This window comes from Salipiger sp. IMCC34102 (assembly GCF_004145405.1).
Lineage (GTDB): Bacteria > Pseudomonadota > Alphaproteobacteria > Rhodobacterales > Rhodobacteraceae > Loktanella.
The window spans coordinates 40,344-62,246 of sequence record NZ_SELQ01000012.1; the positions used below are offsets into that span (position 1 = coordinate 40,344).

Annotated in this window: 22 protein-coding genes and 1 tRNA gene; 17 read left to right on the plus strand and 6 right to left on the minus strand. The window is 61.0% G+C overall.

Annotated features, from left to right (window positions below):
* Positions 1-192: 192 nt before the first annotated feature.
* The 3 genes from EU805_RS16370 to EU805_RS16380 all read left to right on the plus strand — a co-directional run bounded on the left by EU805_RS16370 (position 193) and on the right by EU805_RS16380 (position 1,583).
* Positions 193-573, plus strand: a complete 381-nt coding sequence (locus tag EU805_RS16370) for a DUF305 domain-containing protein (RefSeq protein ID WP_129765055.1) — start codon at positions 193-195, stop codon at positions 571-573.
* A 78-nt stretch (positions 574-651) separates the two neighbouring features.
* Entirely contained in the window at positions 652-1,137 is a 486-nt protein-coding gene (locus tag EU805_RS16375) for a DUF411 domain-containing protein (protein ID WP_129765056.1), read from the plus strand.
* Positions 1,134-1,583 (plus strand): cytochrome c, encoded by a 450-nt coding sequence (locus tag EU805_RS16380; RefSeq protein ID WP_129765057.1) that lies wholly within the window; start codon positions 1,134-1,136, stop codon positions 1,581-1,583. Before EU805_RS16375 ends, EU805_RS16380 begins: the two co-directional genes overlap by 4 nt.
* Positions 1,584-1,626: 43 nt before the next feature.
* Here EU805_RS16380 and EU805_RS16385 read toward each other — a convergent pair whose 3' ends face one another.
* Complete coding sequence (locus EU805_RS16385) at positions 1,627-1,899, minus strand: metal-sensitive transcriptional regulator (protein ID WP_129765058.1); 273 nt, start codon at positions 1,897-1,899, stop codon at positions 1,627-1,629.
* A 127-nt stretch (positions 1,900-2,026) separates the two neighbouring features.
* On the opposite strand from EU805_RS16385, the gene EU805_RS16390 reads away from it, so the two are divergent.
* Together EU805_RS16390 and EU805_RS16395 are read left to right on the plus strand one after the other, a co-directional pair.
* The gene (locus tag EU805_RS16390; protein WP_242494208.1) at positions 2,027-2,908 is read left to right on the plus strand and encodes a DUF305 domain-containing protein; all 882 of its coding nucleotides are present in this window, start codon (positions 2,027-2,029) and stop codon (positions 2,906-2,908) included.
* A 29-nt stretch (positions 2,909-2,937) separates the two neighbouring features.
* Positions 2,938-3,696, plus strand: a complete 759-nt coding sequence (locus EU805_RS16395) for a MauE/DoxX family redox-associated membrane protein (RefSeq protein WP_129765059.1) — start codon at positions 2,938-2,940, stop codon at positions 3,694-3,696.
* A gap of 218 nt (positions 3,697-3,914) precedes the next feature.
* On the opposite strand, the gene EU805_RS16400 is transcribed toward EU805_RS16395, so the two are convergent.
* Entirely contained in the window at positions 3,915-5,102 is a 1,188-nt protein-coding gene (locus EU805_RS16400) for an MFS transporter (RefSeq protein ID WP_129765060.1), read from the minus strand.
* Between the two features lie 103 nt (positions 5,103-5,205).
* Between EU805_RS16400 and EU805_RS16405 the strand changes: the two genes are divergently transcribed.
* On the plus strand, positions 5,206-5,820 hold the full coding sequence (locus EU805_RS16405; protein ID WP_129765061.1) for a TetR/AcrR family transcriptional regulator: 615 nt from the start codon (positions 5,206-5,208) through the stop codon (positions 5,818-5,820).
* An 864-nt stretch (positions 5,821-6,684) separates the two neighbouring features.
* On the opposite strand, the gene EU805_RS16410 is transcribed toward EU805_RS16405, so the two are convergent.
* Positions 6,685-7,797 (minus strand): zinc-binding dehydrogenase, encoded by a 1,113-nt coding sequence (locus tag EU805_RS16410; protein WP_129765062.1) that lies wholly within the window; start codon positions 7,795-7,797, stop codon positions 6,685-6,687.
* Between the two features lie 467 nt (positions 7,798-8,264).
* Here EU805_RS16410 and EU805_RS16415 point away from each other — a divergent pair, with 467 nt between their 5' ends.
* Entirely contained in the window at positions 8,265-9,080 is an 816-nt protein-coding gene (locus EU805_RS16415) for a serine hydrolase (protein WP_242494209.1), read from the plus strand.
* A gap of 205 nt (positions 9,081-9,285) precedes the next feature.
* Here EU805_RS16415 and EU805_RS16420 read toward each other — a convergent pair whose 3' ends face one another.
* Positions 9,286-9,771 carry an Rrf2 family transcriptional regulator gene (locus EU805_RS16420; RefSeq protein WP_129765064.1) on the minus strand — a complete coding sequence of 162 codons (486 nt, stop codon included), beginning with the start codon at positions 9,769-9,771 and terminating at the stop codon, positions 9,286-9,288.
* A gap of 133 nt (positions 9,772-9,904) precedes the next feature.
* Between EU805_RS16420 and EU805_RS16425 the strand changes: the two genes are divergently transcribed.
* From EU805_RS16425 to EU805_RS16440, 4 genes are read left to right on the plus strand one after another with little or no spacing between them, the layout of a single operon-like run.
* On the plus strand, positions 9,905-10,822 hold the full coding sequence (locus tag EU805_RS16425) for an NAD(P)/FAD-dependent oxidoreductase (RefSeq protein WP_129765065.1): 918 nt from the start codon (positions 9,905-9,907) through the stop codon (positions 10,820-10,822).
* A gap of 11 nt (positions 10,823-10,833) precedes the next feature.
* Positions 10,834-11,448: a class I SAM-dependent methyltransferase gene (locus EU805_RS16430; RefSeq protein ID WP_129765066.1), complete on the plus strand. Its 615-nt coding sequence runs from the start codon at positions 10,834-10,836 to the stop codon at positions 11,446-11,448.
* Between the two features lie 11 nt (positions 11,449-11,459).
* Positions 11,460-12,878, plus strand: a complete 1,419-nt coding sequence (locus tag EU805_RS16435; protein ID WP_129765067.1) for a DHA2 family efflux MFS transporter permease subunit — start codon at positions 11,460-11,462, stop codon at positions 12,876-12,878.
* A gap of 24 nt (positions 12,879-12,902) precedes the next feature.
* The gene (locus EU805_RS16440; protein WP_129765068.1) at positions 12,903-13,994 is read left to right on the plus strand and encodes an NADH:flavin oxidoreductase; all 1,092 of its coding nucleotides are present in this window, start codon (positions 12,903-12,905) and stop codon (positions 13,992-13,994) included.
* A 576-nt stretch (positions 13,995-14,570) separates the two neighbouring features.
* On the opposite strand, the gene EU805_RS16445 is transcribed toward EU805_RS16440, so the two are convergent.
* Positions 14,571-15,704: a DUF4268 domain-containing protein gene (locus EU805_RS16445; RefSeq protein ID WP_129765069.1), complete on the minus strand. Its 1,134-nt coding sequence runs from the start codon at positions 15,702-15,704 to the stop codon at positions 14,571-14,573.
* Positions 15,705-16,040: 336 nt separating this feature from the next.
* Between EU805_RS16445 and EU805_RS16450 the strand changes: the two genes are divergently transcribed.
* From EU805_RS16450 to EU805_RS16475, 6 genes are all read left to right on the plus strand, one after another.
* The gene (locus tag EU805_RS16450; RefSeq protein WP_129765070.1) at positions 16,041-16,847 is read left to right on the plus strand and encodes a hypothetical protein; all 807 of its coding nucleotides are present in this window, start codon (positions 16,041-16,043) and stop codon (positions 16,845-16,847) included.
* A gap of 231 nt (positions 16,848-17,078) precedes the next feature.
* Positions 17,079-17,279, plus strand: coding sequence for a DNA-binding protein (locus tag EU805_RS16455; RefSeq protein WP_129765071.1), 201 nt, complete (start codon positions 17,079-17,081; stop codon positions 17,277-17,279).
* 165 nt (positions 17,280-17,444) lie between these two features.
* Positions 17,445-18,089, plus strand: a complete 645-nt coding sequence (locus EU805_RS16460) for a hypothetical protein (protein ID WP_129765072.1) — start codon at positions 17,445-17,447, stop codon at positions 18,087-18,089.
* 9 nt (positions 18,090-18,098) lie between these two features.
* Positions 18,099-19,151 carry a tyrosine-type recombinase/integrase gene (locus EU805_RS16465; protein ID WP_129765073.1) on the plus strand — a complete coding sequence of 351 codons (1,053 nt, stop codon included), beginning with the start codon at positions 18,099-18,101 and terminating at the stop codon, positions 19,149-19,151.
* On the plus strand, positions 19,148-20,191 hold the full coding sequence (locus tag EU805_RS16470) for a tyrosine-type recombinase/integrase (RefSeq protein ID WP_129765074.1): 1,044 nt from the start codon (positions 19,148-19,150) through the stop codon (positions 20,189-20,191). The genes EU805_RS16465 and EU805_RS16470 overlap by 4 nt, the downstream gene beginning before the upstream one ends.
* Positions 20,192-20,226: 35 nt before the next feature.
* Positions 20,227-21,834, plus strand: coding sequence for a recombinase family protein (locus EU805_RS16475; RefSeq protein ID WP_242494210.1), 1,608 nt, complete (start codon positions 20,227-20,229; stop codon positions 21,832-21,834).
* On the opposite strand, the gene EU805_RS16480 is transcribed toward EU805_RS16475, so the two are convergent.
* A tRNA-Met gene (locus tag EU805_RS16480) sits at positions 21,791-21,867 on the minus strand. The two genes, EU805_RS16475 and EU805_RS16480, sit on opposite strands and share 44 nt — an antisense overlap.
* Positions 21,868-21,903 lie beyond the last annotated feature (36 nt).

A 21,903-nucleotide genomic window follows, 5' to 3' on the forward strand; every position in this document is an offset into this window, starting at 1 on the left:
TCGTGCCATCTCAGCTTGAAAAGATGTAGTTCTTTCCCGAAGGAAGAATTCCACATCATACCCGTGCGCGACCGCGTGGTTCACAATCCCTTGCCTCCGTCAGTTTGACGTTGGTCCTTCGCGTGCGGTGCCCATATGAGGGATAGGAGCGGGTCTTCAATTGTCTCGCGCACTTCACGCAAGGATGCATCCATGACCGACCATCTCCGCCCAGCGGCAACCTTCGCCGCACTCGTCGCCACCGTCTTCATGTCCGCCGCGCCCGCCATCGCGCAATCGACGGACCATGGCACCATGCACGGCACCATGACCACGGACGAGGGCAGCATGGGTGCCATGGACACCATGATGGAGGCCATGGCACCCATCGAGCCGACCGGCGATGCGGATGCCGACTTCCTTCTCATGATGATCCCGCACCACCAGAGCGCCGTCGACATGTCGCGCGCCTCGCTGGCGGAGATGGACGACCCGGAAACCGTCGCCTTGGCCGAGACCATCATCGAGGCGCAGGAAGCCGAGATCGACATGATGAAGGCGATGCTGACCCGGCTGGGTCATCCCGTCGAATAGGGGATGTCGTGTGGTGGACGAGTCAGCCGTCTGCCACTGCCCCAGAATATTACACCCCATCCATTCACGAGGTTCACAATGACGTTTCATCCCTCGCTCAACCGCCGCTCTGCACTCGGGGCGATCGGCTGTGGCGTGACGTCCTTGGCGCTTCCCGCCGTCGTGAGAGCAGAGGCACCGGCGACCCCGCTCGCGCTGCACGTCGCCAAGAGCCCGACCTGCGGTTGTTGCGAGGCCTGGGTGAATTTGGCCGTCGCCGAAGGCTTCGACGTCGCAACGACGGAGATGGATGACGTGACCCCCGCCAAGGTGCAGGCTGGCGTGCCGCAGCCCCTGTGGTCTTGCCATACCGCGTCGGTCGCGGGCTACGTCATCGAGGGCCATGTGCCGTTCGCGGCCATCGCCATGCTGCTGCGTGACAGGCCAGCGATCACTGGGCTCGCCGTGCCGGGCATGCCCATAGGCTCCCCCGGCATGGGCGACGATCCGACGGCGCGCTTCGATGTGATCGCCTTTGGCGGCGATGCGGCGGACGGGCAGGTCTACTTCAAGGCCGGTGCATGAGGCGCAGCCTGATTGCCGGGGCGAGCGTCCTGGCCGCCGGGGTGGCCTGGTTCGTCGTGGCCGACCGCATGGCAGAGGCCGAGACCATCCGGCTGCGGCCCGACTCGCCGGACGTGGTGACGCAGGGGGCAGAGATCTACGCCGCGGCCTGCGCCAGTTGTCACGGGGTTGATCTGGAGGGCCAGCCGAACTGGCGCTCCCGCAATGCCGACGGGCGGTTGCCAGCTCCGCCACACGATGAGACCGGCCACACCTGGCACCATGACGCCACTGCCCTGTTTCAACTGACCAAGGTCGGGGTGGCCGAGATGATCGGCGACCCCGGATATGCATCCGACATGCCGGCTTTCGCCGACACCCTGAGTGATGCGGAGATCGTGGCGGTCCTGAGTTACATCAAGTCGACCTGGCCCGCCGACATCCGCGCGCGCCACGACGGGCTCTGAGGCTCACCGCATTTCTCGTGGCGGGGGCTGCCTGTCACTGCCGTCAAACTTGCGTCTTTTGCAACAGCGCGATCAGCTCCTGGAACTTTGCCTGCTGTTCCGCCGGGTCACCGCTGTCGATGGCGGCTTGCACGCAGTGGTGGGCGTGGTCTTCGAGGATCAGGCGCTCGACCCCCTTGAGCGCCGAGCGGACGGCCGCCGTCTGCGCCAGAATGTCGACGCAGTAGCGGTCCTCGGACACCATCTTGGCGATGCCGCGCACCTGGCCTTCGAGCCGGGCGAGCCGATCCAGCGTCTTCTGCCTGTTTTCCCTCATCCGTCGTCTTTCCACTTGTCCGGTTGGAACTCTTCACGGCACCCTCGCGTTCCATACCCACTGGGGGTATACGACTGCCGATATCGGGCTGACCGCCCTCTTCCTTCAAAATAGGACGGATCTGACCGTGGACCACGACAAGCAGAGCAGCAGCTACGGACGGTTCTTCGCGATGATCGCGACCTCGACGATCGTGATGTTCGGGCTGATGTATCTCAACACCTACGCGCTGGAGCATGTCTATTTCTCACAGACGCGGATGTGGATGGCGCTCTACATGGGGGCGGTCATGGCCATCATCATGCTGGCCTTCATGCTGGGGATGTATCGCAACACGATGCTGAACGCCGCGATCTTCGGCGGTGCGGCGGTGGCCTTCGCGCTGTGCCTCTGGCTGGTGCGGTCGCAGTCGACCGTGGACGACGTGGCCTGGATGAAGGCGATGATTCCGCACCATTCCATCGCGATCATGACCTCATCCCGCGCCCACATCACCGACCCGCGCGTGCGCAAGCTGGCGGACGAGATCGTGCTGGCCCAGAACCGCGAGATCTCGGAGATGCGCTGGATGGTTGCCGACATCGAGGCCAACGGCAAGCAGACCGCCTTCCCTCTGGGCGAGGCCGAGGGGCCCGCGCAGATCGCGACACTGGCCGACGCACTGGCGTCACCGGTGATCGCCGCCGTGGATCTGGCACCGCTGACGGCGGAAGATGTGGCCCTCGCGGTGCCCGTCGGGGCGGCCTGCACCTTTCGGCGCGGCACCGACACCGATCCCGTCCTGGTCGTGGCCGCCGACGGCAGCGCGGCGACCAAGGTGTCCGGACAGCCGATCCAGCTGACCAGCGAGGCCGCGCCCACGGTGGACGGTGTCGTGAGCTCGACTGACGGATTGCGCATCACCGTAACGCCGAACGCCGCCGCAGGCGAGGCGACGCTGCTGTTCGACCTCGCAACCACCCCATCCCTTACCGTCGGCTACGACGGCTATTGGACCTGTGCCGCCTGACCGCAGGTCACTCAGACAAGGAGAACATGATGCCAAAGGATACCGCCACTGCCAAGACGGCCGTCCTCTACCGGATGGTCATGCCGGAACACACCTGCCCCTACGGCCTGAAATCCAAGGACCTGCTGGAGCGTGAAGGCTACACGATCGAGGATCACCACCTGAAGACGCGTGAGGAGACCGACGCCTTCAAGGCAAAGCATGACGTCAAGACCACGCCGCAGACCTTCATCGACGGCGAGCCCGTCGGCGGCTACGACGACCTTGCCGTGCATTTCGGCAAGAAGGACCCGGAGGACGACGGCCTGTCCTACACGCCGGTCATCGCCCTCTTCTCGGTCGCGGCGCTGACGGCGGTGGCGTTCACCTGGTATGCCTTCGGCACGCTGCTGACCTGGCAGACGCTGGGCTGGTTCGTCTCGATCTCGATGATCCTGCTGGGCTTGCAGAAGCTCAAGGACATCGAGAGCTTCTCGACCATGTTCCTAAACTACGACCTGCTGGCGAAACGCTGGGTGCGCTACGGCTACGTCTACCCGTTCATCGAGACGGGAGCAGGCATCCTGATGACGGCGATGGTCGCGACCTGGCTGTCGGCGCCGCTGGCATTGGTGATCGGCACGATCGGTGCCATCAGCGTGTTAAAGGCGGTCTACATCGACAAGCGCGAGCTGAAGTGCGCCTGCGTCGGCGGCGACAGCAATGTCCCGCTCGGCTTCGTGTCGCTGACCGAGAACCTGGGCATGGTCGCCATGTCGATCACAATGCTGGTGCTGTTGCTGACGTGAGGCCATCGGATGGTCCAACACCGCTGGACGTCAGCTTCGTAATGCCGCATGTCGTCACGAATGTCTCCTTCGGCACTATTGCACGGCTGCGAGCGAGCGGAGATTGAAAGTCTGCTATGGGCTTTGAGCGACGGCGCACTTGGGGCAACCACGCGTGTGCCTCGTGCTGCGCCGCCGCAGGTCCGCCTCGAGCCCGCCGCCGTCTTGCGTTAAATTCCTTATCCGCGGCTTCCGGGGCGGAAGCCAGACCTGCGCGCACCGAATGTGACAACGAAGCCCACAACAGCCAGGAAGAAGACCGCCCATGGAAACGCGCCCGGTCCCCCGGCATCGAGAAGAATACCGCCAACGATGCTTCCAGAGGCAATCGCGGAATTCCACACCACGACATTCATTGACAGAGCAACGTCCGCGCCTTTACCGGCGGTATCGGCAAGCGCCGTCTGAAGGAAGGTTGCAGCGCCACCAAAAGTCAGGCCCCAGACCACGGCGGCAATGAGGACCGTTTCAGGATGGTGCCCGAACAGCCCCAGGGCAAGCGCCATCAGAGCGAAAACCGACAGGCTGATCAGGACCGAACGGCGCAACGCGCGATCGACCAATTGTCCTGAAATCCAGATGCCCAGCAAGGATGCAACGCCAAAGATCAGCAGCACGAGATCGACGCGATCGCCCAAGTCGGCGCGTTCTGCGAATGGCGCGATGTAGGTATAGAGGATATTGTGGCCGAGCATCCAGAGCAAGACCACGGCGAGAACCGCGCGCACGCCTGGCACGGCAATGACGCTGCCAAGATGAATTCGGCTTTCCGCTTTCTGGCCCGGATGGTCCGGCACGGCAATCAGGATCCACGCGATCAGCAGGGCGGATAGCCCGGACATGACCGCGAAGGCCATCTGCCATCCGATGGCGGTTCCAAGCCATGTGCCAAGCGGAACGCCTACAGAGAGGGCAACAGGCGTGCCCACCATCGCAATGGCCATTGCGCGCCCTTGCTGCGCCGCCGAAACCATGCGCCGCGCGTATCCGCCAATCAGGCTCCACGCGAGCCCTGCTGCCGCCCCGGCCATGAACCGCGCGCCCATCGTCAGCCAATAGCTCTCCGACAGGGCTGTCGCCGAGTTGAAGATCAGAAAGCCGAAGACGGTCAGCAGCAGCACAGACCGGCGTGGCCATGTTTGCGTCAGGATCGTCAGGGGAATGGCCGCCAGGAGCGAGCCGAACGCATAGGCCGTCACGGTTTGTCCTGCCAGGGAGGGTGAGACACCGAGCCCATCGGACATCTGCGGCAACAGCCCCGCAGGCAAGGTCTCGGTCGCAATGCAGATGAAGCCTGTCATCGCCAGCGCCAGCAGGGCCGCGATGGGGAAGCGCTCTTCGGCGCCAAAATGTGTCGTGGTTGTCATTGAGTGTCCATTATGTATCGCTCGATACGGAATTAGGGGGCGGTTGCAGCCCTTGTCAATGACTTCTGTATCAACTAATTCATTAATCGTCAGGAGGACCAACATGGCAAGAACCGGAAGACCGCGCGGCTTCGACCGCGACGCGGCGCTCGACGCGGCGATGCACCTGTTCTGGGAACATGGCTTTGAGCCGACGACGCTCAACATGCTCAAGGAGGCCATGGGCGGCATCTCTCCCACCAGCTTCTACGCGGCCTTCGGATCTAAGGAGGCCCTGTTCCGGGAAGTCGTGGAACGGTATCGCGTCACGCATGGCAGCGTCACCGACATCCTGCGGGATGAGAGTCTTCCGCCGCGCGAGGTGGTCGAGACATGTCTGCGCCGCTCCGTCGCCATGCAGACGGATGCTTCTCATCCGATCGGCTGCCTTGTGACGCAAGCTGCGACGAATTGCGGCCCCGAAAACCAGTTTGCCGCCGAGGTTCTTTCGGCGGAGCGAAGGGCGAACTTCGACGCGATCTTCAAGCAAGTCGAGCGCGACATTGCATCAGGACACATGCCGCCGGACACCGACGCCCATGCGAACGCGACTCTTTTCAGCACCTTCATGGTCGGGATCGCCACGTCGGCACGCGACGGCGCAAGCCGAGAGGCGCTTGAAAGGGCTGTAAGTTTGGCCATGGCAAGCTGGAGTGTCTGCCAGCCCACCGAGAAATAGCGGCCTCGACCGGCAACACGCCTTTGCATCTCCAGTCATGCTATTCGGAGAAACCAATGTCGGCTCTGTCCGCGCTGCCGACCTTCATCCTCGGAAAATGCTGCGCGATGGACGGATGGCCGGTTTGGTGAAGCTGCACCGCGGCGATCGGTCAGGGACTGAACGGCAGCTTCGGGCCGGGAGCGGCGGCGCACTTGGGGAGCCACGGAGGTGCCTCATGCTGCGCCGCCGCAGGTCTGCTTCGAGCCCATACTGCTTTAACAATCGTTCAATCTTGATCTTTCCTGACAGCTCTGTCTCGCAGAAGCTTACCTCCGCCATAGCCTACAATTGTCGAAATGGTTGAGATCCCATAATAGGCAAAAAATCTGACTAACTCGGACTTTGCCATCGGATCAAAAAACGACAAAACTAGTGCAACCGGCCCTACTGAAACAATAAAATTAAACCAAAAGGAAACACTATAGTAACCCAAGAGGGCTCCGACTCCGAAAGGTAAGTACATAATAGTAGCTTTAAACAACACGAAAATCCCGTTTTAGACGTATTTTGGCTTTTGGAGAGATTAGGCAAAGAGCCGAGTTGTTCAAGGTCGTCTTTGTCCGCTCTGCCGACCTTGGGCACTTGGGCTATGCTGCGCGGTGCCATCAAGGTCCGCTATGGGGAAGCCACGCTGCGGCAAAGCCGAAGCTGGCCAATGGCCGCAGAGGGCCGAGACCGACGCTCTTACAGAGACGGGGGGCGGCCAGCATTTGTCATGCACCTCTTGGCGCACAAAACGATCCAAGTTCGACCGGCTACGATATTTGTCAGTCTGATTAAAAGCACCGCCTTGTTGCTGCTGCGGCGATGCTTCTCGGTTGATTACCCCCATGGGCTGACGAGGTACTTTTCACCGGTGCGCATCGTGCGGTAGTCTATGACGGCCTCCTTCGTTAGCATCTCGTCCAGTGTGACGTGCTTCTTGTAATGGCTGGCGAAGGTCGTTGTGAGGTTGTCGCGCACACGTTGGCGCATGCGCCCCATTGTCTCCTGCCCGGCCGATTGAAGGAAGGGGAACAGCAGCCAACCCGACAAGGTCCAGCCGAAGCCGTAGCTTGGCGTCAGCACAGTCGCGCCAGTGTCGAGGCGGCCGTAGATGAACATGCGTTTCTGCTGGTTCGAGCCGTAGCGAGAATATTCGCTCATCCGTTCGACCGCGACACGCTCCATTGCCCTGAACGCTGTATCGACGAGCTTTCCACCGCCCACGGGATCGAACCCGTAGAAGGCACCGGTGTCGCGGATGCCGGCAGTCAGCCGGTCCATGAAGTCGTCGTTGGAGGAATTGACCACATGCTCCGCGCCAATATTCTTCAGCAGGTCGACCTGTTCGTCCTTGCGAACGATGTTAACCAGGCCGATCCCGTCCTCCTTGCAGATGCGGGTGAGCATCTGGCCAAGGTTGGAGGCACCGACGGTGTGCAGTATGGCGTTCTGCCCGTCCGCCTTGGCGTTCTCGACAAAGCCCAGTGCGGTCATCGGGTTGACGAAGGCGCTCGCCCCCTCTTCCGCCGAATGCTCGCCGAGGGGCAGGCACATCCCGGCATTGGCGATACAATACTGGCTATAGGCATTGCCCGGAACACATGAGACGCGCTGCCCTATCAGGGCCTGCGCCGCGTCACTGTCGCCCGCGGCGATCACCGTGCCGGCGCCCTCATTGCCGGCAGGCAGCTTCAAACCGTGACGGGCCTTCGACGCTGCGTTTACGTTCTCCGGCATTTTCGCGACGAACTTGCCGGGCGTGTATGCGGCATTCTCCATGTCCGCGCCACCGACGAGGATCGCGAGGTCGGACGGGTTGATCGGGGCGGCTTCCATGCGCACCAGCACTTGGTCGCCGGTAGGATCGTCAAAGGTCACGTCCTCCAGCGCGACGGTCAGCGTTCCGTCCGCCTCCAGCGTGGTGAAAATTTGTTTTCCTGTAGTGGCCATGGCGGGGTCCTTTGCTTGATCCGTTTCGGGTATAACTAAGCCAAGTGGTTCAGATGTCATGGATCACGGTCGGAGCGCCACGAGTGGGTGGGAGACGTTCGCGTGGCGGAAGGTCGAATTGGCGCGATCGGAAAACAGGGACACCTGCGTTAAGATTTAATGCGCCTGGAAAGCAGAAAAGGCGGCGCTCTGCTTTCCGGTGACAAAAGGTGCGGTCATGCCGCTGCACTTATGGCAGGTTGTATCAGCTTATCCAATGTGCCGTCCTGCCCGAGGCGACCGGACAGGATGCCCCCGCCGATGTGCGCTCATCCGAGTTTGCAACGCGATGTTACGAAAGTCCGGTTCGAGCCCAAATTGACCAATGTTCAACGGCCACCTATGCAATCCGTATGGAAGGGCTGAGCAGATTTACAGCGTGGATGACGGTGTCCGGGCTCAGTGGCTGCGACAGCCCGGAGGGCACTGTGTTTCCCTACTGGAGCTTTTCGAAGACCGCGATCGCGATCTGCGCGCTCAAGCTGGTTGACGAGGACCTTCTGAGCCTGGACGCGCCGCACGAGGAACATCCCTTCACGCTACGCCAGCTCCTTGGCCACAGTTCCGGTCTGCCCGACTATGGGTCGCTGAAGGAGTATCACGCCGCAGTGGCACGGGGAGATCGGCCTTGGCCCCGCCAAAAACTGCTTGATGCGACCCTCGCCCAGGACATGCATTTTCCCCCGGGCGAAGGGTGGTCCTATTCCAATATCGAATATCTCTTTGTCCGCGACCTGATCGAGGAGGCGACGGGTAAGCCTCTTGGCGACTTCATTCACGACCTGATCTGCAAACCCCTTGGTCTGGCGAGCCTGGAGTTCTGGGACACCCTCGACCAGTCGGCGGCGCTGCATTGGGACGATGGCTCAGGGTATGATCCGCGATGGGTCTATCATGGGTGCCTGATCGGGTCGGCCCCGGACGCGGCACGTCTGCTGCACGCTCTTTTCGCCGGCAATCTGCTTGGCTCGGAGACGTTAAACGACATGCTGGTCAGAAGATCCTTGGGCGGTGCGATTCCCGGGCGTCCTTGGACCGAATGTGGATATGCGCTCGGTCTCGTGTCGGGTTCCATGGGCGATGCGGGACGCGCCATCGGCCACACCGGCGCCGGACCCTTCAGCGTGAATGCTGTCTATCATTTTCCCGATCTTCCCGATCCGACGACCATAGCCGCTTTCACCAATGCGACAGATCAAGGGGCGGCAGAGTTCGCCGCCGCAGGACTTGCACTCGACCACTGACGGTTTCGTCCGCACAGCGGTCCTCGGGCCGGTCCGCAGCGAAGGTCCGGAAAGAGCCCAGACTACAAATTTGCTGCGCCGCCGCGAAGGTCGGCTATGACCTTTTGGTATTTCCCATGGCCATGGCCCAGGGTTGGTCGAATACGCGGCGGGGAGTGTTGACCCGTGTCATTCGGAGTTCTTGACTATCTTAACCGACAGCACGTTATGCGCCATTTCCGGTATGCGCGTTCGCGGCGACGGAAGAGGGATGAGCGATCTCCTGCTTTCCGGCGGTCCGGCTTTCGTAGTCGGCTGCCAGATCTTCTACCCAGATTTCCGAGAACTGCGCGAGAAGTCGCACCTCTGCCTCGCGCAGTGAGGCCTTGAGTTGAGAATCTACGGCCTTCTCGACGAGGCAATCGGACGGGTCTGCGTTCGGACCGATGTTGAACAAAGGTGGCGCGCCGACGGCGTCATAGACGTCGCGCAGCGTGACCTCGGTCAACGAGCGCGCAAGTGTCCAGCCGCCGCCATGCCCTTTTTCAGACGTGACGATTCCTCGGTCGCGAAGCCCACCCATCATCCGGCGCACGACCACCGGGTTGGTCGATATCATTTTCGAGATCTGCTCGGAGGTCGCGAGGCTCACATGCCGGTCCATGTGGATCAACACGTGCAGCATCCGGGACATGCGAAGGTCGCGCGGCATTGGCAAGGTCCTTTTACGGTTGAGAGGTTTCTATCACCGCTAATGCAACATTCCAAGTTTCATGTCTTGCTATCGGGCCTGCGGGTATGTAACTCGTCGTGTTGCAAGATATTTTATGAACAGGAATGAACCGATGAGCCAAGACGTTATCATCATTGGCGGCAGCTTTGCTGGCCTCTCGGCGGCCATGCAGCTCGCGCGCGCCAGACGCGACGTACTCATCCTCGACACCAGCGCGCCGCGAAATCGCTATGCCGCCACGTCGCACGGGTTTCCCGGGCAGGACGGGCAGTCTCCGGATGCGATCACGGCGGCTTTGCGTGCCGAACTGAGCGCCTATGCGACCGTTCAGATCCGCGGGGCAGAAGCCACGGCGGCATCCCGGCGAGGGTACGGATTTGTCGTCTCACTCTCGAACGGAGAAGAGATCACCGGGCGCAGGCTCATTCTTGCCTACGGCGTCCGCGACACGCTGCCTTACCTGCCGGGACTGCGCGAACGGTGGGGCGCGAGCGTGCTGCATTGCCCCTATTGCCACGGCTATGAGCTAAACCGGCAACCGGTGGGTGTTCTGGCCCGGAACGAGATGGCGATGCATCAGGCCATGCTGCTGCCCGACTGGGGGCCGACCACGCTGTTTACCCAAGGCATCTTCGAGCCAACGCAAGACCAGCGTCAGACGCTGGCGAAACGAGGCGGTATTGTCGAAGAGGTGCCGATCACCGGCCTCGTCGGCCCCGCCCCGGCGCTCGAGGCCGTCCGACTGGCCGATGGCCGCGAGGTCCTTCTGGCCGGACTGTTCATTGCCCCGCAGACCGCGCCGTCGTCCGACCTCGGCGCCATGCTTGGCTGCGAGAAGAAGGACGGCCCCACCGGTCCCTACCTTGCCGTGGACGGGACGCAGGCGACCAGCGTTCCGGGCGTTTTCGCAGCGGGCGACCTCGCCAGCCCGATGCCCAACGCGACCCTTGCTGCGGCCGCGGGCGTGCTGGCGGGCGGCGCGGCGCATCGATCGCTGATCTTCGACCCTGATCTCACCGAATCTGCCTGAGGAGACGACAGATGCAGACCGAAACCATTTGGAACGACATATATGCGAAGGGCCCGCAGACGTCGTCGGGCAAACCCGGACTGGCCCTGACCCAGTTTGCGGGGCCGCTTCGCGCGGGCACGGCGCTGGAGCTCGGCTGTGCAAGAGGTGACGACGCCGTCTGGCTGGCTGGGCGGGGCTGGCAGATAACCGCGGTCGATGTCTCATCCGTGGCGCTCGACATCGCTGCCCGCAATGCTGAAGCCGCCGGTGTCGCGCACCTTATCTGGCTCGCGGTGCACGATCTCGCTTTGTCCTTTCCGGACGGCCAGTTCGACCTCGTCACCGCCAGCTTCCTCCATTCGCCGCAGGACTGGCCGCGCGGCGAGGTTCTGGCAAAGGGCGCGGCGGCCGTGGCTCCCGGCGGTCATCTGCTGATCATCGAGCATGCCTCGCGCGCGCCTTGGTCGTGGTCGCCCGAAAACACACGCTTTCCGACCGCGGAACAGACGCTGGCGTCGATGCAACTCGATTCGAAGGATTGGGCACATCGCTGCCTTTGCCCCATCGCCCGCAGCGCTTCGGGCCCGGGCGGACAGAGCGCCACGGTGACCGACAATATCCTCTTCCTGCAACGTCTGAGCTGAGGCCTTCCAAAATGAACCCTACATCGACTCCGCCGCGGGCGGGGAACCCCTTCGTCGTGCTTGCCGTCATTGCCTCGGCCACGCTCATGATCGTGCTCGATGCATCGATCATCAACATCGCCTTGCCACGCGCACAGGCCAGTCTCGGCCTGTCCGATACGGCCCGCCCTTGGGTGATCACGGCCTACGCGCTGAGCTTTGGTGGCCTGCTTCTTCTGGGCGGACGGCTCGGTGACCGGTTCGGTCATCGGAGGATGTTCCTGCTCGGATTGGCGGGCTTCGCGCTGGCCTCTGGCCTCGGTGGAGTGGCCGCGTCCGGCACGACCCTCATCCTTGCGCGCGCCCTGCAGGGCGTCTTCGGGGCGATCCTCGCTCCGGCGGCGCTGGCACTCCTGACCACGACATTCACATCCCCCGAGGATCGCGCGCGCGCTTTCGCGGTCTACGGCGCTGTTCAGGGGCTGGGCGGAGCGGTCGGGCTTCTCTTGGGTGGCGTGCTGACGGAATACCTCGGCTGGCGCTGGTGCTTGTATATCAACCTGCCAATCGCGCTGATCGTAGCACTCGTCGCGCTGCGCACACTTCCCCCCAGCCTTGAGCGGACCCGAGCCAAGCTGGACCTTCTCGGGGCCCTCCTCTCCGTCACGGGTCTTGCAGCCGTTGTTTATGGCCTAACCGTTGCCGGTGAAGGCGGGGCGGAAACGCATCCTGCCCTCGCTTCGGCCACGATCCTGACGGGCGTGGCGCTTCTCGCGCTCTTCCTCCTTCGCCAAAGCCGGGCCCGCAATCCGCTCCTGCCGCTTTCGATACCGGCGGACCGCAACCGCGCCACGGCCTTCCTGTCCATGGCCTTGATCGGGGCGGGGATGTTCGGGATGCTGATGTTCCTCGCGTTCTACCTCCAGTCGGTGCTGGCGTTCTCGCCCTTGGCGACAGGACTCGCGTTCCTTCCTTTCTCAGTCGGGATCGTGCTTGGCTCGTCACTCGCATCGAAGCTGATGCAGCGCCTCGGTAACAGCCGAACCATGTGGATCGGATTGCTCGGGGCTGCGGTCGGGATGATGTGGTTGGTGCCGGTCGGTGCGGGTCCCGGCTTCTGGACGCAAGTGCTGCCTGCGCTCTGCGTCATGAGCTTCGGCCTCGGTGTCTACTTCGTGCCCGCGTCAAGTTCGGCTCTGACCGGCGTGAGGGACGAGGAATCCGGCGTGGCGTCGGCCCTCGTCAACGTGACCCAGCAAGTCGGCGGCTCCATCGGCCCGGCTCTGCTCAACACGATCTTCCTCATGGCCACTGCGGCAACCCCTGGCATTGGCCTGCAAACACCAGAGGGCTACCGCGCGGCGTTCGGTGCCGCCGCCGTCCTCTTTCTCGTCGCTCTCATCGTCGTGCTGGTTCTGCCGCGACGTGCCTCCAGGCGCACGGCCGCCTGACAAACCAATCTCAAGGACACTCTCATGACTTCCAATATCAAATCAGGCCCCGACCTGTTCGCCCCGCTCAACCTCCGGCGCGGGCCGCAGATCCGCAATCGTTTCATCCTCGCCCCTTTGACCAATACTCAGAGCTTCGAGGACGGAACCCTGTCCGACGATGAATACCGCTGGCTCACAATGCGCGCAGAGGGCGGTTTTGGCCTCGTCACGACCTGCGCCAGCCACGTGTCGGCCGCCGGCAAGGCCTTCGCGGGTCAGCTGGGCTGTTTCGACGACCGGCATTTGCCAGGTCTGGAACGCCTCGCGGCCGGCCTGCGGGCGCAGGGTGCGATTTCGTCGCTGCAACTTCAGCATGGTGGCATGCGGTCGCTTCCTGAGGTCGGCGAATTGGCCGGACCCTCCGCCCACGCCGAAACCGGTGCCCGGGGTCTGACCGACGCCGAGATCGAACTCGTCATTGAAGAGTTCGTCGCCGCTGCCCGCCGTGCCGAGCTGGCCGGGTTCGATGGCGTCCAGATTCATGGCGGTCACGGCTACCTCATCGCCCAGTTCCTGTCGCCAGAGCTGAACAAGCGCACCGACCGGTGGGGCGGCTCACCCGAAAACCGGGCGCGGTTCCTATTCGAGATCCTCCACCGAATCCGCGCAGCATGCCGATCCGATTTCCAGATCGGCATCCGGATCTCGACGGAGCGTTTCGGACTGGTCCTGCCAGAGATGGTCGATTTGGCTTCACAGCTCTTTGCGGACGGGGCGATGGACTACCTCGATCTATCGCTGTGGGACGTCACCAAGGAACCAGAAGACCACGCCTTCAAGGGAGGCACCCTGATGTCGCTATTCACCGGCCTCGACCGGGGCCTCTGCGCGCTCGGCGTTGCCGGTGGGATCATGACCGCAACCCAGGCGGAATGGGCGCTGTCCGAGGGCGCGGATTACGTAGCAATCGGCAAGGCAGGCATACTGGCCCACGACCTTCCGATCCGTATCAGGAAGGAACCTCGCTACACTTCCCTCGCACTTCCGGTTTCGCCAGCGGAATTGCGACAGGAAGGGGTCGGTGCAGCTTTCATCGCCTACCTGCGTGGGCAACGGAGTTTCGTCGAGGGCTGAGCTACTACTGCGATTGCGTTCTCGATCGCGAGTTTGCTTGGAGCTTCGGTGAAAGAACGAGGGCAGCATCGCTTGAAGCACCAAAGCGGCCATTCACTGATGGCCGCTTTGTCCCGCAAAGCGGACAGTGACCGGCCCGCGCTCAAAGGTCTGTTCTGGGGCTTCTAGCACTCTCAAAAACCATGGTTTTGGGCACGCGCGGAAAGACCGCTTTGGCTTGCAAGCGGGCAATTCGCCACATCGATCCAAAGTCCTGGTTTCATCTCATCTGACTAGTTGCGTCGGCTCTGATCTGCGAAAACGGCACTGGTCCAGCCGTTGCACTGTTGGTTCAGGCCTTCGTTAAGTTGTTGGTCTCGGACAACATTCACAACGCCCGGCCAGTGGACCCACCCCTGCGAACCCGCGCACCACTTCACGCCTGATTTCAGCGCGGAATCAACTATCTTTCCCGCACTCTGCGGGCCTTCAGGTGCGGACCTTGATGTTGCTTGCGGCGAAGGTCTGGTTCTGGTCAGACTCGGTCAACGCTGCAGGCTTTCCCAATGTGGCATACCAGAAGCGCCAGTCTGGTCGTTAGGTTTGTCGCTCGCCGCCACCACTGGGGCGCAGTGCAGTCACTGGTTGGCTAAAGACCTCCTGCATGGTCTTCATGTTCGCGGCCATCCACTCAGCCATGTTTGCCCAGATCTCGCGATCGAACCCATCAAACGACTGAATTAAACAAACCTTGGACATTTTGCGATCGTCCATCCGCTGCCACTCGAGCGGAGCACCGAAAGCGGCATCCCATTGTGTGCGTTCAGACGCGATTAAGTCGAACATCTGCTTGTTCTTCTCTTGGCTACTGGTGTTGAAGACGAGCTCGACGCGCGCCTCTGACTGAGTAAATGCCAAGCCGTAGTGTACCGAGCTCAGACCTGTTCCGCAGGTAATCGAGTTGTCCCGGCTGGGTCCAACTGCGTCGAACCGCGAAACACCATGCTGGCGCAGATGATCCAGCGCGACAGCCCAGAACTCCTGACGGAGATCATGGCGACGTTTCTTTACGGTGTGAGCAGATTTGGCCTCGCTTTCCTTCTCAGCCATGCGGATCATAAAATCTGCGGCTTCGGGCGTCGGTATCACAGGCTGAATGTCGATCAGCAGCTCCTCGCCGAAAGCGTAAGGAATCACACGATAGCAGCGCACGTCGATCTGATATTCACGTAGCCAGAGGACGGTCGACGTTACTTCCTTGCGAAAATTGGCGGCGATGAGTGCGATGCGCTGACTACTACCTTCGTTCAGCGTCTCACCGTCAAGTGTATCAAGACCCAGGAATTCAGCGATGATCTGTGCTGCGTTTTGGCCGTCCGTGTGCCGAGCAAGATAATGCTGGAAAATCTCCACGATCTGAGTGGTTTTCAGGCTAGAAACATAGGCCGCATACTTGAGGGCCTGCCAAGCGACATCCCGGCCAGAGTCGTCAAGTTTGTTCTCGATCACTACCACCTGGCCATCTTTGTCGAGCGCCAGAAGGTCCAGCCGCTCGCGGGTGTCAGCGAAGCCGTCAAACTCCTTCTGGATAATCAGTAGATCCTCTCCCAGCGCATCAGGCTGATTGGCGAGCCATTCCTGAAGGTGATCCCGCTCACGCAGGGCGAGATCAGAGAAACGCTTCTCCTCTAGCTTATGCAGGCGATTTTCGGAGCGATTTACTTGGAACATCCACGTAGCCTAGTAAGTGGACACATTCTGTCCAAGAGCAAAATTTTACCAACAATCGCGCACCGCGGCGATGATGTCATCGGGTTTCCGATCAACCTTAGATCGATAGCGAATTCTCAATGACTGACGGCGCTGTCGACGCTAGGCGGGCCCAAACGACTTCCCTGTCCGCATAGCTGACACCCTGCCATCTCAGTTTGAGTATCCACTTGCAGCGTTTTATAGGGTGTCAGTCCAAATCGCTATCGGCAGCCGTTGGGAAGCCTCGGTAAACTCGACAGGATATGGCTTTTTCGGCTACGCGTTGGTTGCTCTTCTTCCAAACGAGGCCAAAAGATGCGCCGCCTTTTGAAGCCGATGAACTACCTCCCACCAGTTTTCGGTCCTGAACCGGAGGCTGAGTTTAAAACCAAGAAGCAAGCAATCTATCCCGCCATAACTGGTCTTGACGTTCAAAATCCGTGGCGCCTTTTGCGAGACAGCGAAGTTGACGCCTTGACGCCAGGACAGATCAGCGAGCTCGCTGAACGGTTCGATCTGACGCTTGACCTTGTACGTGACCTATCACGGGAACTGGCGGCAACCTTGCACGAGGGGTCGCTTTTGGGCGCCGTCGAAGTCGAGAAGGAAAAAGCGGCTGAGCGGGGTAGCAAAGGGCTGCTTGAAGCGTTGGAGCGAAGCAAGAAGGTCTCAGATCAGCTTAACAAATGCGGGAATGCTTTGCAGCCGCTCGGAGGCGAGTTCACATACGGCGCGCAGCCCGCGTCAGATCTGTTGGAGGTTAAAGAGTCTCAGCAAGTCATCCAACGCTTAGTCAATGCCTTGGTCGATGACCTGTCCAAACTATCTTCACAGGATCAGCCTGCGTTCGTGTTCGATGCCACAGATCTAAGAAAGGTGAGCGACCGTCGACGCATTGGGGTTGTGTATGATTGCTGCCTGACGTGGAGAGCGGCCGGCAAGCCCGTAACCTATACGACGACACCTGATGGCTCGAAGCGCAGCACGCGGGGTGGTCCTTTGATCGAGTTCGTTCAAACCATCGTTGCGCTGAACGTCACAAGCCCGAACTTCATCCTCAGCGCGGACACGATCCAGAAAGACATCGAAGCCTTCAAAAAGCTGCCGTCCGATGCCGAGTAGCCATCGTCTTCGCCAAGTGTATCGATCGTTTTGATTTAGATTGTTTGATACACTTGGTGTGTTTTGCAGCGCGCTTTCATGGTCAGGCCATGACACGCGTTCCCCATCCCAAGCAGCAAAAACCATCTGATCTCGATCGGATAGACCAGGCTATACTGTCCTTGGCTCGCCTCTTCGGAGAGGCAGAGGCGAACACGCGTCACCCTATTTCATCGGAAAAGGTGCGCACAGATGACCCGCAAGACGACTTCAGCGAACATTCAACTTAAAACGGTCAAGGAGGTCGCTTGTGAAGACAACGTGTCCGAGAAGACCGTTCGCCGAGCTATCGAGGCGGGCCTCTTGGAGGTGATCCGTGTCGGACCTTCGGGCCGACTTCTCCGGATCCATCCCGATGCGCATTCCGCCTACCGCTGGCGCCTTCATCGCTAGGGACGTACGGACACTAATGTCCATAAATGTCAAAGCGTTAGAGAGCATTCGGGAAGACCCCGGCCCCATTAGTTTCTGACTATACGTGCTACGGTGTTCCCGAATCAGACACCCTGACCGCGTGTGTCCACCCGAGACCGAACCTGTCCACGAGGAATTGACCCGATGACCAGATCGCACGACCCGACCCTTTATACGGCGTTGATACCTGCGACGACAATCATGTTCTCCGATCTCATCACCGTTCTGGAACAGGACCCGTCGCTGAGCGAGACCCGTCGACGTGATATGATCTCCGGTCTGCGCCGCGTTGCAAAGGCCATTCACCACGCTCCGCAGGATGTGCCCTGTCATGGCCGTTGGCTACAACCAAGGCTATCGAAGGTCGCTCCTGCTGCACTCAGGATTTCCCAAAAGGGCTGGCAAAATGTGGTCAGCGACGCCCGTAGCGCGATGGCTCACGTGGGCATCGTCGAACGTCGGCAGAACCGGCTGTCGGACCTCAGCCCAGCTTGGCAAACGCTCTGGAGCAGCCTTCTCGCCTCAGATCGAAGCAAGTCATTGCAGCCTGCCTTGTGTCGCTTCGTTCATTTCCTCAGCAATCGAGGCATTGACCCAGATGAGGTCAGCGCTGATCATGCAGCAATCTACAAAGACGCGCTGCTGCACAATGAGATTAGCAAGTCGCCGGACACCGCTCAACGCGCAGCTATGACGAGTTGGAACACGGCGGCTCGAAGCGTGCCAAACTGGCCCCGGGTCGAGCTTCCGATCGAGAACCGCCAAAGAAGGTTCAGTCTGCCGGTTTAGGATTTTCCGGTGTCGTTCTCAGCGGACCTCGAAGGTCTTCTACTGAAACTTTCGAATCCAGATCCGCTGGCAGAGGACGGTAGGTCGCGCGCATTGCGCGCGGCAACCATAGACCAGTATCGTCGTCAGATCGTCAGGTTCGCGTCAGAACTGGTTCACTCCGGCATTCCAGCCACCGATATCGTAAGTGTCGAGACCTTGTTCGCTCCCGATATTCTGGAGCGTGGTTTGAGACAAATGCTGTCTCGTACCGATCACCAGATAACAAAAACGATCAGTGAGACGGCCCGCCTTTTTAGGAACCTAGGCAAGGTTACTGGCCAGACAGTCGACGTGCTACAGCACCTCGACAAATTCGCACGGCGTTTATCTACGTCACCTCAGCGGGGCATGACCCGTAAAAACCGCGAGCGCCTCCGCGTGCTGCAAGACGAGCGCGCAATGCTGCGCCTTCTACGTCTGCCGGAACAGCTTTTCTCTCACCCACCGGAGGGTAAGGCGAACCATTTTACCGTCGGGTTATGCAAAGAGGATGCCATTGCCATCGCGATCCTTCTGGTCTGCCCCATTCGCATCAAGAACCTTGCGGACATCCATTTGGAACAGCACATCCAGCGCCCGGGAGATGGAAAGGCGTACCTTGTCCTGACCGAGGAAGACACGAAGAACGGGCGACCGATGGAGTTCGAACTGCCCGTCGAGGTGGTCCGAATGATTGACCGTCATGTCGCATCGCGCTGCCCGCACATGTGTCCACCTGGAACGCCCTGGCTCTTCCCGCGCCGCGATGGGAAGGGACCGTTGTTGTCGTCTCAACTCGCAGATCGCATCAAGAAAAGGGTCCGAACGGCCACCGGTTTCACAGTCAATGCGCACCTATTCCGGCATCTGGCGGTCATGAACTGGCTCGATGCCCATCCCGGCGCCTATGAGGTCGCACGTCGTTTGCTCGGGCACTCCGAGGTCAGCCATACGATCAACATGTATTCAGGTCTTGAGGTGAAGTCAGCCACGCGCGCTTTTGCGGATCTTATCGAGACCCGGAAAGGGCGCAGACCATGAGCCTTGTCCTGCCACCCATTGAGTGGCCCTGCGCCGATCAGACCATGTGGACCGCGCTCTGGAAGGTCGCCCACCCGTTGGACGATCCAGGCGCGTTTTCGCATCTGCGCAAAACCACCAAAATGTCACTGGAGCCCAAGTACGGCCGTTGGATCAAATGGCTCAGCGTCTATCAGCCCGACGCCCTTGCGCTGGCTCCGGCAGAGCGCGCCTCCCTGCCCCGCCTCAAAGCCTGGGTCGAAGCTCTTGGCTACACCCGTCCCATGACCCAGCTGGCGTTCGTCGATGGCGTTCTGCGTATCCTTCGCGCAGCTGCGCCGGACCACGATTGGACGCTGCAACTTCGGCTGCGGGCTACCCTCAAGCGCGCCGCCGGTCGGGGAGATCCAGCGCGCAAGCAGGGAAGGATTGTCGCGAGCAGCTTACTGCTTTCCGCTGGTCTCGCTTACGCCGACGGTGGCGCGACCCCGGCAACGAAACCTCTCGGACGCTTGATCCAGCATCGCGATGGCACGATGGTTGCCTTGATGGCCGTCCTCCCGATGCGCCTCCGCTCTTTCAGCGAACTGGCCCTCGGTCGATCCCTTCATGTTACGGACGACAGCATCTTCGTTTCACTCTCTGCGGAGATGACCAAGACAGGCGTCCCTTGGGAGGCGGAGGTCCCGCGACAGGTCGAGCCTGTTTTGCGATCCTACATCACAGAAACGCGTCCGGCGTTGCTCAGGCGCGGTCAGCGTAACCACACTCTGCTGTGGGTCGGCAGGAAAGGTGAGAGTATCGATACGAACAGCATTCGGCTTAGAATAAGCGAAGTGACCTTGAAGCAGACCGGCAAACGCGTCTCCCCACATCTTTTCCGGGATGCCGCAGCTACCAGTCTTGCGCGGATCTCTCCCGAAAGCGCACAGTTGATCCGACCGGTCTTGTCGCACGCAGGTTTTCGGACTGCGGAACGTCATTACATCCATGCCAGAACGATCGAGGCAGGGCGCGATTATGCCGCGCTCGTTGCCAGCAAGAAGGGGAAAGCCCGATGACCCGTGTCGCCATATATGCCCGGTACTCCTCCGCCATGCAAAAGGCCGCGTCGATCGAGGATCAGGTCAGGCTGTGCATGGAGCGGGCCGAGCGGAACGGTTGGACGGTTGGTCAAACCTATACCGACATGGCGATCTCCGGAGCCTCTCTGCACCGGCCGGGGCTTCAGAGCTTGATGGACGGAGCTGCGCGCGAAGGCCTTGATGTAGTGATATGCGAGGCGCTCGACCGGCTCAGCCGCGATCAGGCCGATGTCGCCACGCTCTACAAGCAGCTTTCGTTTCACGGTGTGCGCATCGAGACCCTGTCGGAAGGGGAGATCAGCGAACTGCACGTCGGCCTCAAGGGGACGATGAACCAATTGTTTTTGAAGGACCTGGCCGCCAAGACCCGTCGAGGTCTGCGTGGACGCGTGGAAGCTGGCAAATCTGGCGGCGGTAACGCGTATGGCTACGATGTGGTGCGCAGCCTCGGCCCGGATGGGCAACCCGTCACCGGAGAGCGGACGATCAATCCGACCGAGGCCAAGATCATTCTGCGCATATTTCGAGCCTTCGCTGACGGCACATCGCCACTCGCCATCGCGCAAGACTTGAACACCGACGGCATCCCCGGTCCGCGAGGCAAACTCTGGCGCGATACCGCGATCCGGGGACATCGTGCCCGCGGTACGGGTATCCTGAACAACGAACTGTATCTCGGCCAGCTGGTCTGGAACCGACTGCGTTACATCAAGGATCCAGCGACGGGCCGTCGGGTGTCCAGGATGAACCCCGAGGCCGACTGGATCCGTCAGGAGGTTCCAGATCTGCGTATCGTGCCCGACGACCTGTGGCACCGCGTCAAGCGTCGCCAAGGCGAGATCGACGCCACACCTGCGGTCCAAGGCATTCGAAAGAGCCGGTTCTGGGAGAAGCGACGCGCCGAGCACCTTCTGACTGGCAAACTGGTTTGCGGGACCTGCAGCGGGACACTCACCGCAGTGGGCCGCGACTATCTGGCCTGCTCGAACGCGCGCAAACTCAAGACCTGTGATCAGCGCCAATCTTACCGACGCGGCCATCTCGATACCGCTGTTCTGGACCTTCTGCGGGACCGGCTCATGCAGCCCGAGGCGGTAGCAGAGTTCGTCAAATCCTATGGCGCAGAGGTCAACGCGGAGAGAAACAAGGAAGTCGAAGCGCGTAAGCACAGCCACGCAGCACTTGAAGAGACCGACCGCAAACTTACGGGTCTTTATGATGCGATTGCGGATGGATTGCGGACCCCGGGCCTTCTCCAAAAGCTCGAAGAGACAGAGGCAAGGAAAGCGGATCTGCAGGCGCGCCTCGCGGCACCAGAGCCCTCGCCCGTCCGGCTGCATCCCGGGCTGTCGGACCTGTATCGCCGCAAGGTCGCGGACCTCGCGACGAGCTTGCAGGATCCCGCGATCCGCTCGAAGGCGCTCGAGACGCTTCGAGGCCTCATCGAGCGCGTCACCGTACGTACGGATGCGGTGTCGGGTGAGCCAGTTCTGGAATTGGAGGGGGCGATCACCGCCATGATCGAGGAAGCATCGCCGGGCGCGCTTCGTGGTATCGATCAGTGTTCGTTTGAGTTGGTTGCGGGAGTAGGATTTGAACCTACGACCTTCAGGTTATGAGCCTGACGAGCTACCGGGCTGCTCCATCCCGCGGTATTGATCGGTCTGGTATGACGGATCGGGTGTTTT

Excerpts from the sequence above, each read along its gene's own strand:
- EU805_RS16370 (WP_129765055.1), top strand. The coding sequence starts at position 193 with ATGACCGACCATCTCCGCCCAGCGGCAACCTTCGCCGCACTCGTCGCC.
- EU805_RS16375 (WP_129765056.1), top strand. The coding sequence starts at position 652 with ATGACGTTTCATCCCTCGCTCAACCGCCGCTCTGCACTCGGGGCGATC.
- EU805_RS16380 (WP_129765057.1), top strand. The coding sequence starts at position 1,134 with ATGAGGCGCAGCCTGATTGCCGGGGCGAGCGTCCTGGCCGCCGGGGTG.
- EU805_RS16385 (WP_129765058.1), bottom strand. The coding sequence starts at position 1,899 with ATGAGGGAAAACAGGCAGAAGACGCTGGATCGGCTCGCCCGGCTCGAA.
- EU805_RS16395 (WP_129765059.1), top strand. The coding sequence starts at position 2,938 with ATGCCAAAGGATACCGCCACTGCCAAGACGGCCGTCCTCTACCGGATG.
- EU805_RS16400 (WP_129765060.1), bottom strand. The coding sequence starts at position 5,102 with ATGACAACCACGACACATTTTGGCGCCGAAGAGCGCTTCCCCATCGCG.
- EU805_RS16405 (WP_129765061.1), top strand. The coding sequence starts at position 5,206 with ATGGCAAGAACCGGAAGACCGCGCGGCTTCGACCGCGACGCGGCGCTC.
- EU805_RS16410 (WP_129765062.1), bottom strand. The coding sequence starts at position 7,797 with ATGGCCACTACAGGAAAACAAATTTTCACCACGCTGGAGGCGGACGGA.
- EU805_RS16420 (WP_129765064.1), bottom strand. The coding sequence starts at position 9,771 with ATGCCGCGCGACCTTCGCATGTCCCGGATGCTGCACGTGTTGATCCAC.
- EU805_RS16425 (WP_129765065.1), top strand. The coding sequence starts at position 9,905 with ATGAGCCAAGACGTTATCATCATTGGCGGCAGCTTTGCTGGCCTCTCG.
- EU805_RS16430 (WP_129765066.1), top strand. The coding sequence starts at position 10,834 with ATGCAGACCGAAACCATTTGGAACGACATATATGCGAAGGGCCCGCAG.
- EU805_RS16435 (WP_129765067.1), top strand. The coding sequence starts at position 11,460 with ATGAACCCTACATCGACTCCGCCGCGGGCGGGGAACCCCTTCGTCGTG.
- EU805_RS16440 (WP_129765068.1), top strand. The coding sequence starts at position 12,903 with ATGACTTCCAATATCAAATCAGGCCCCGACCTGTTCGCCCCGCTCAAC.
- EU805_RS16445 (WP_129765069.1), bottom strand. The coding sequence starts at position 15,704 with ATGTTCCAAGTAAATCGCTCCGAAAATCGCCTGCATAAGCTAGAGGAG.
- EU805_RS16450 (WP_129765070.1), top strand. The coding sequence starts at position 16,041 with ATGCGCCGCCTTTTGAAGCCGATGAACTACCTCCCACCAGTTTTCGGT.
- EU805_RS16455 (WP_129765071.1), top strand. The coding sequence starts at position 17,079 with ATGACCCGCAAGACGACTTCAGCGAACATTCAACTTAAAACGGTCAAG.
- EU805_RS16460 (WP_129765072.1), top strand. The coding sequence starts at position 17,445 with ATGACCAGATCGCACGACCCGACCCTTTATACGGCGTTGATACCTGCG.
- EU805_RS16470 (WP_129765074.1), top strand. The coding sequence starts at position 19,148 with ATGAGCCTTGTCCTGCCACCCATTGAGTGGCCCTGCGCCGATCAGACC.
- EU805_RS16475 (WP_242494210.1), top strand. The coding sequence starts at position 20,227 with ATGCAAAAGGCCGCGTCGATCGAGGATCAGGTCAGGCTGTGCATGGAG.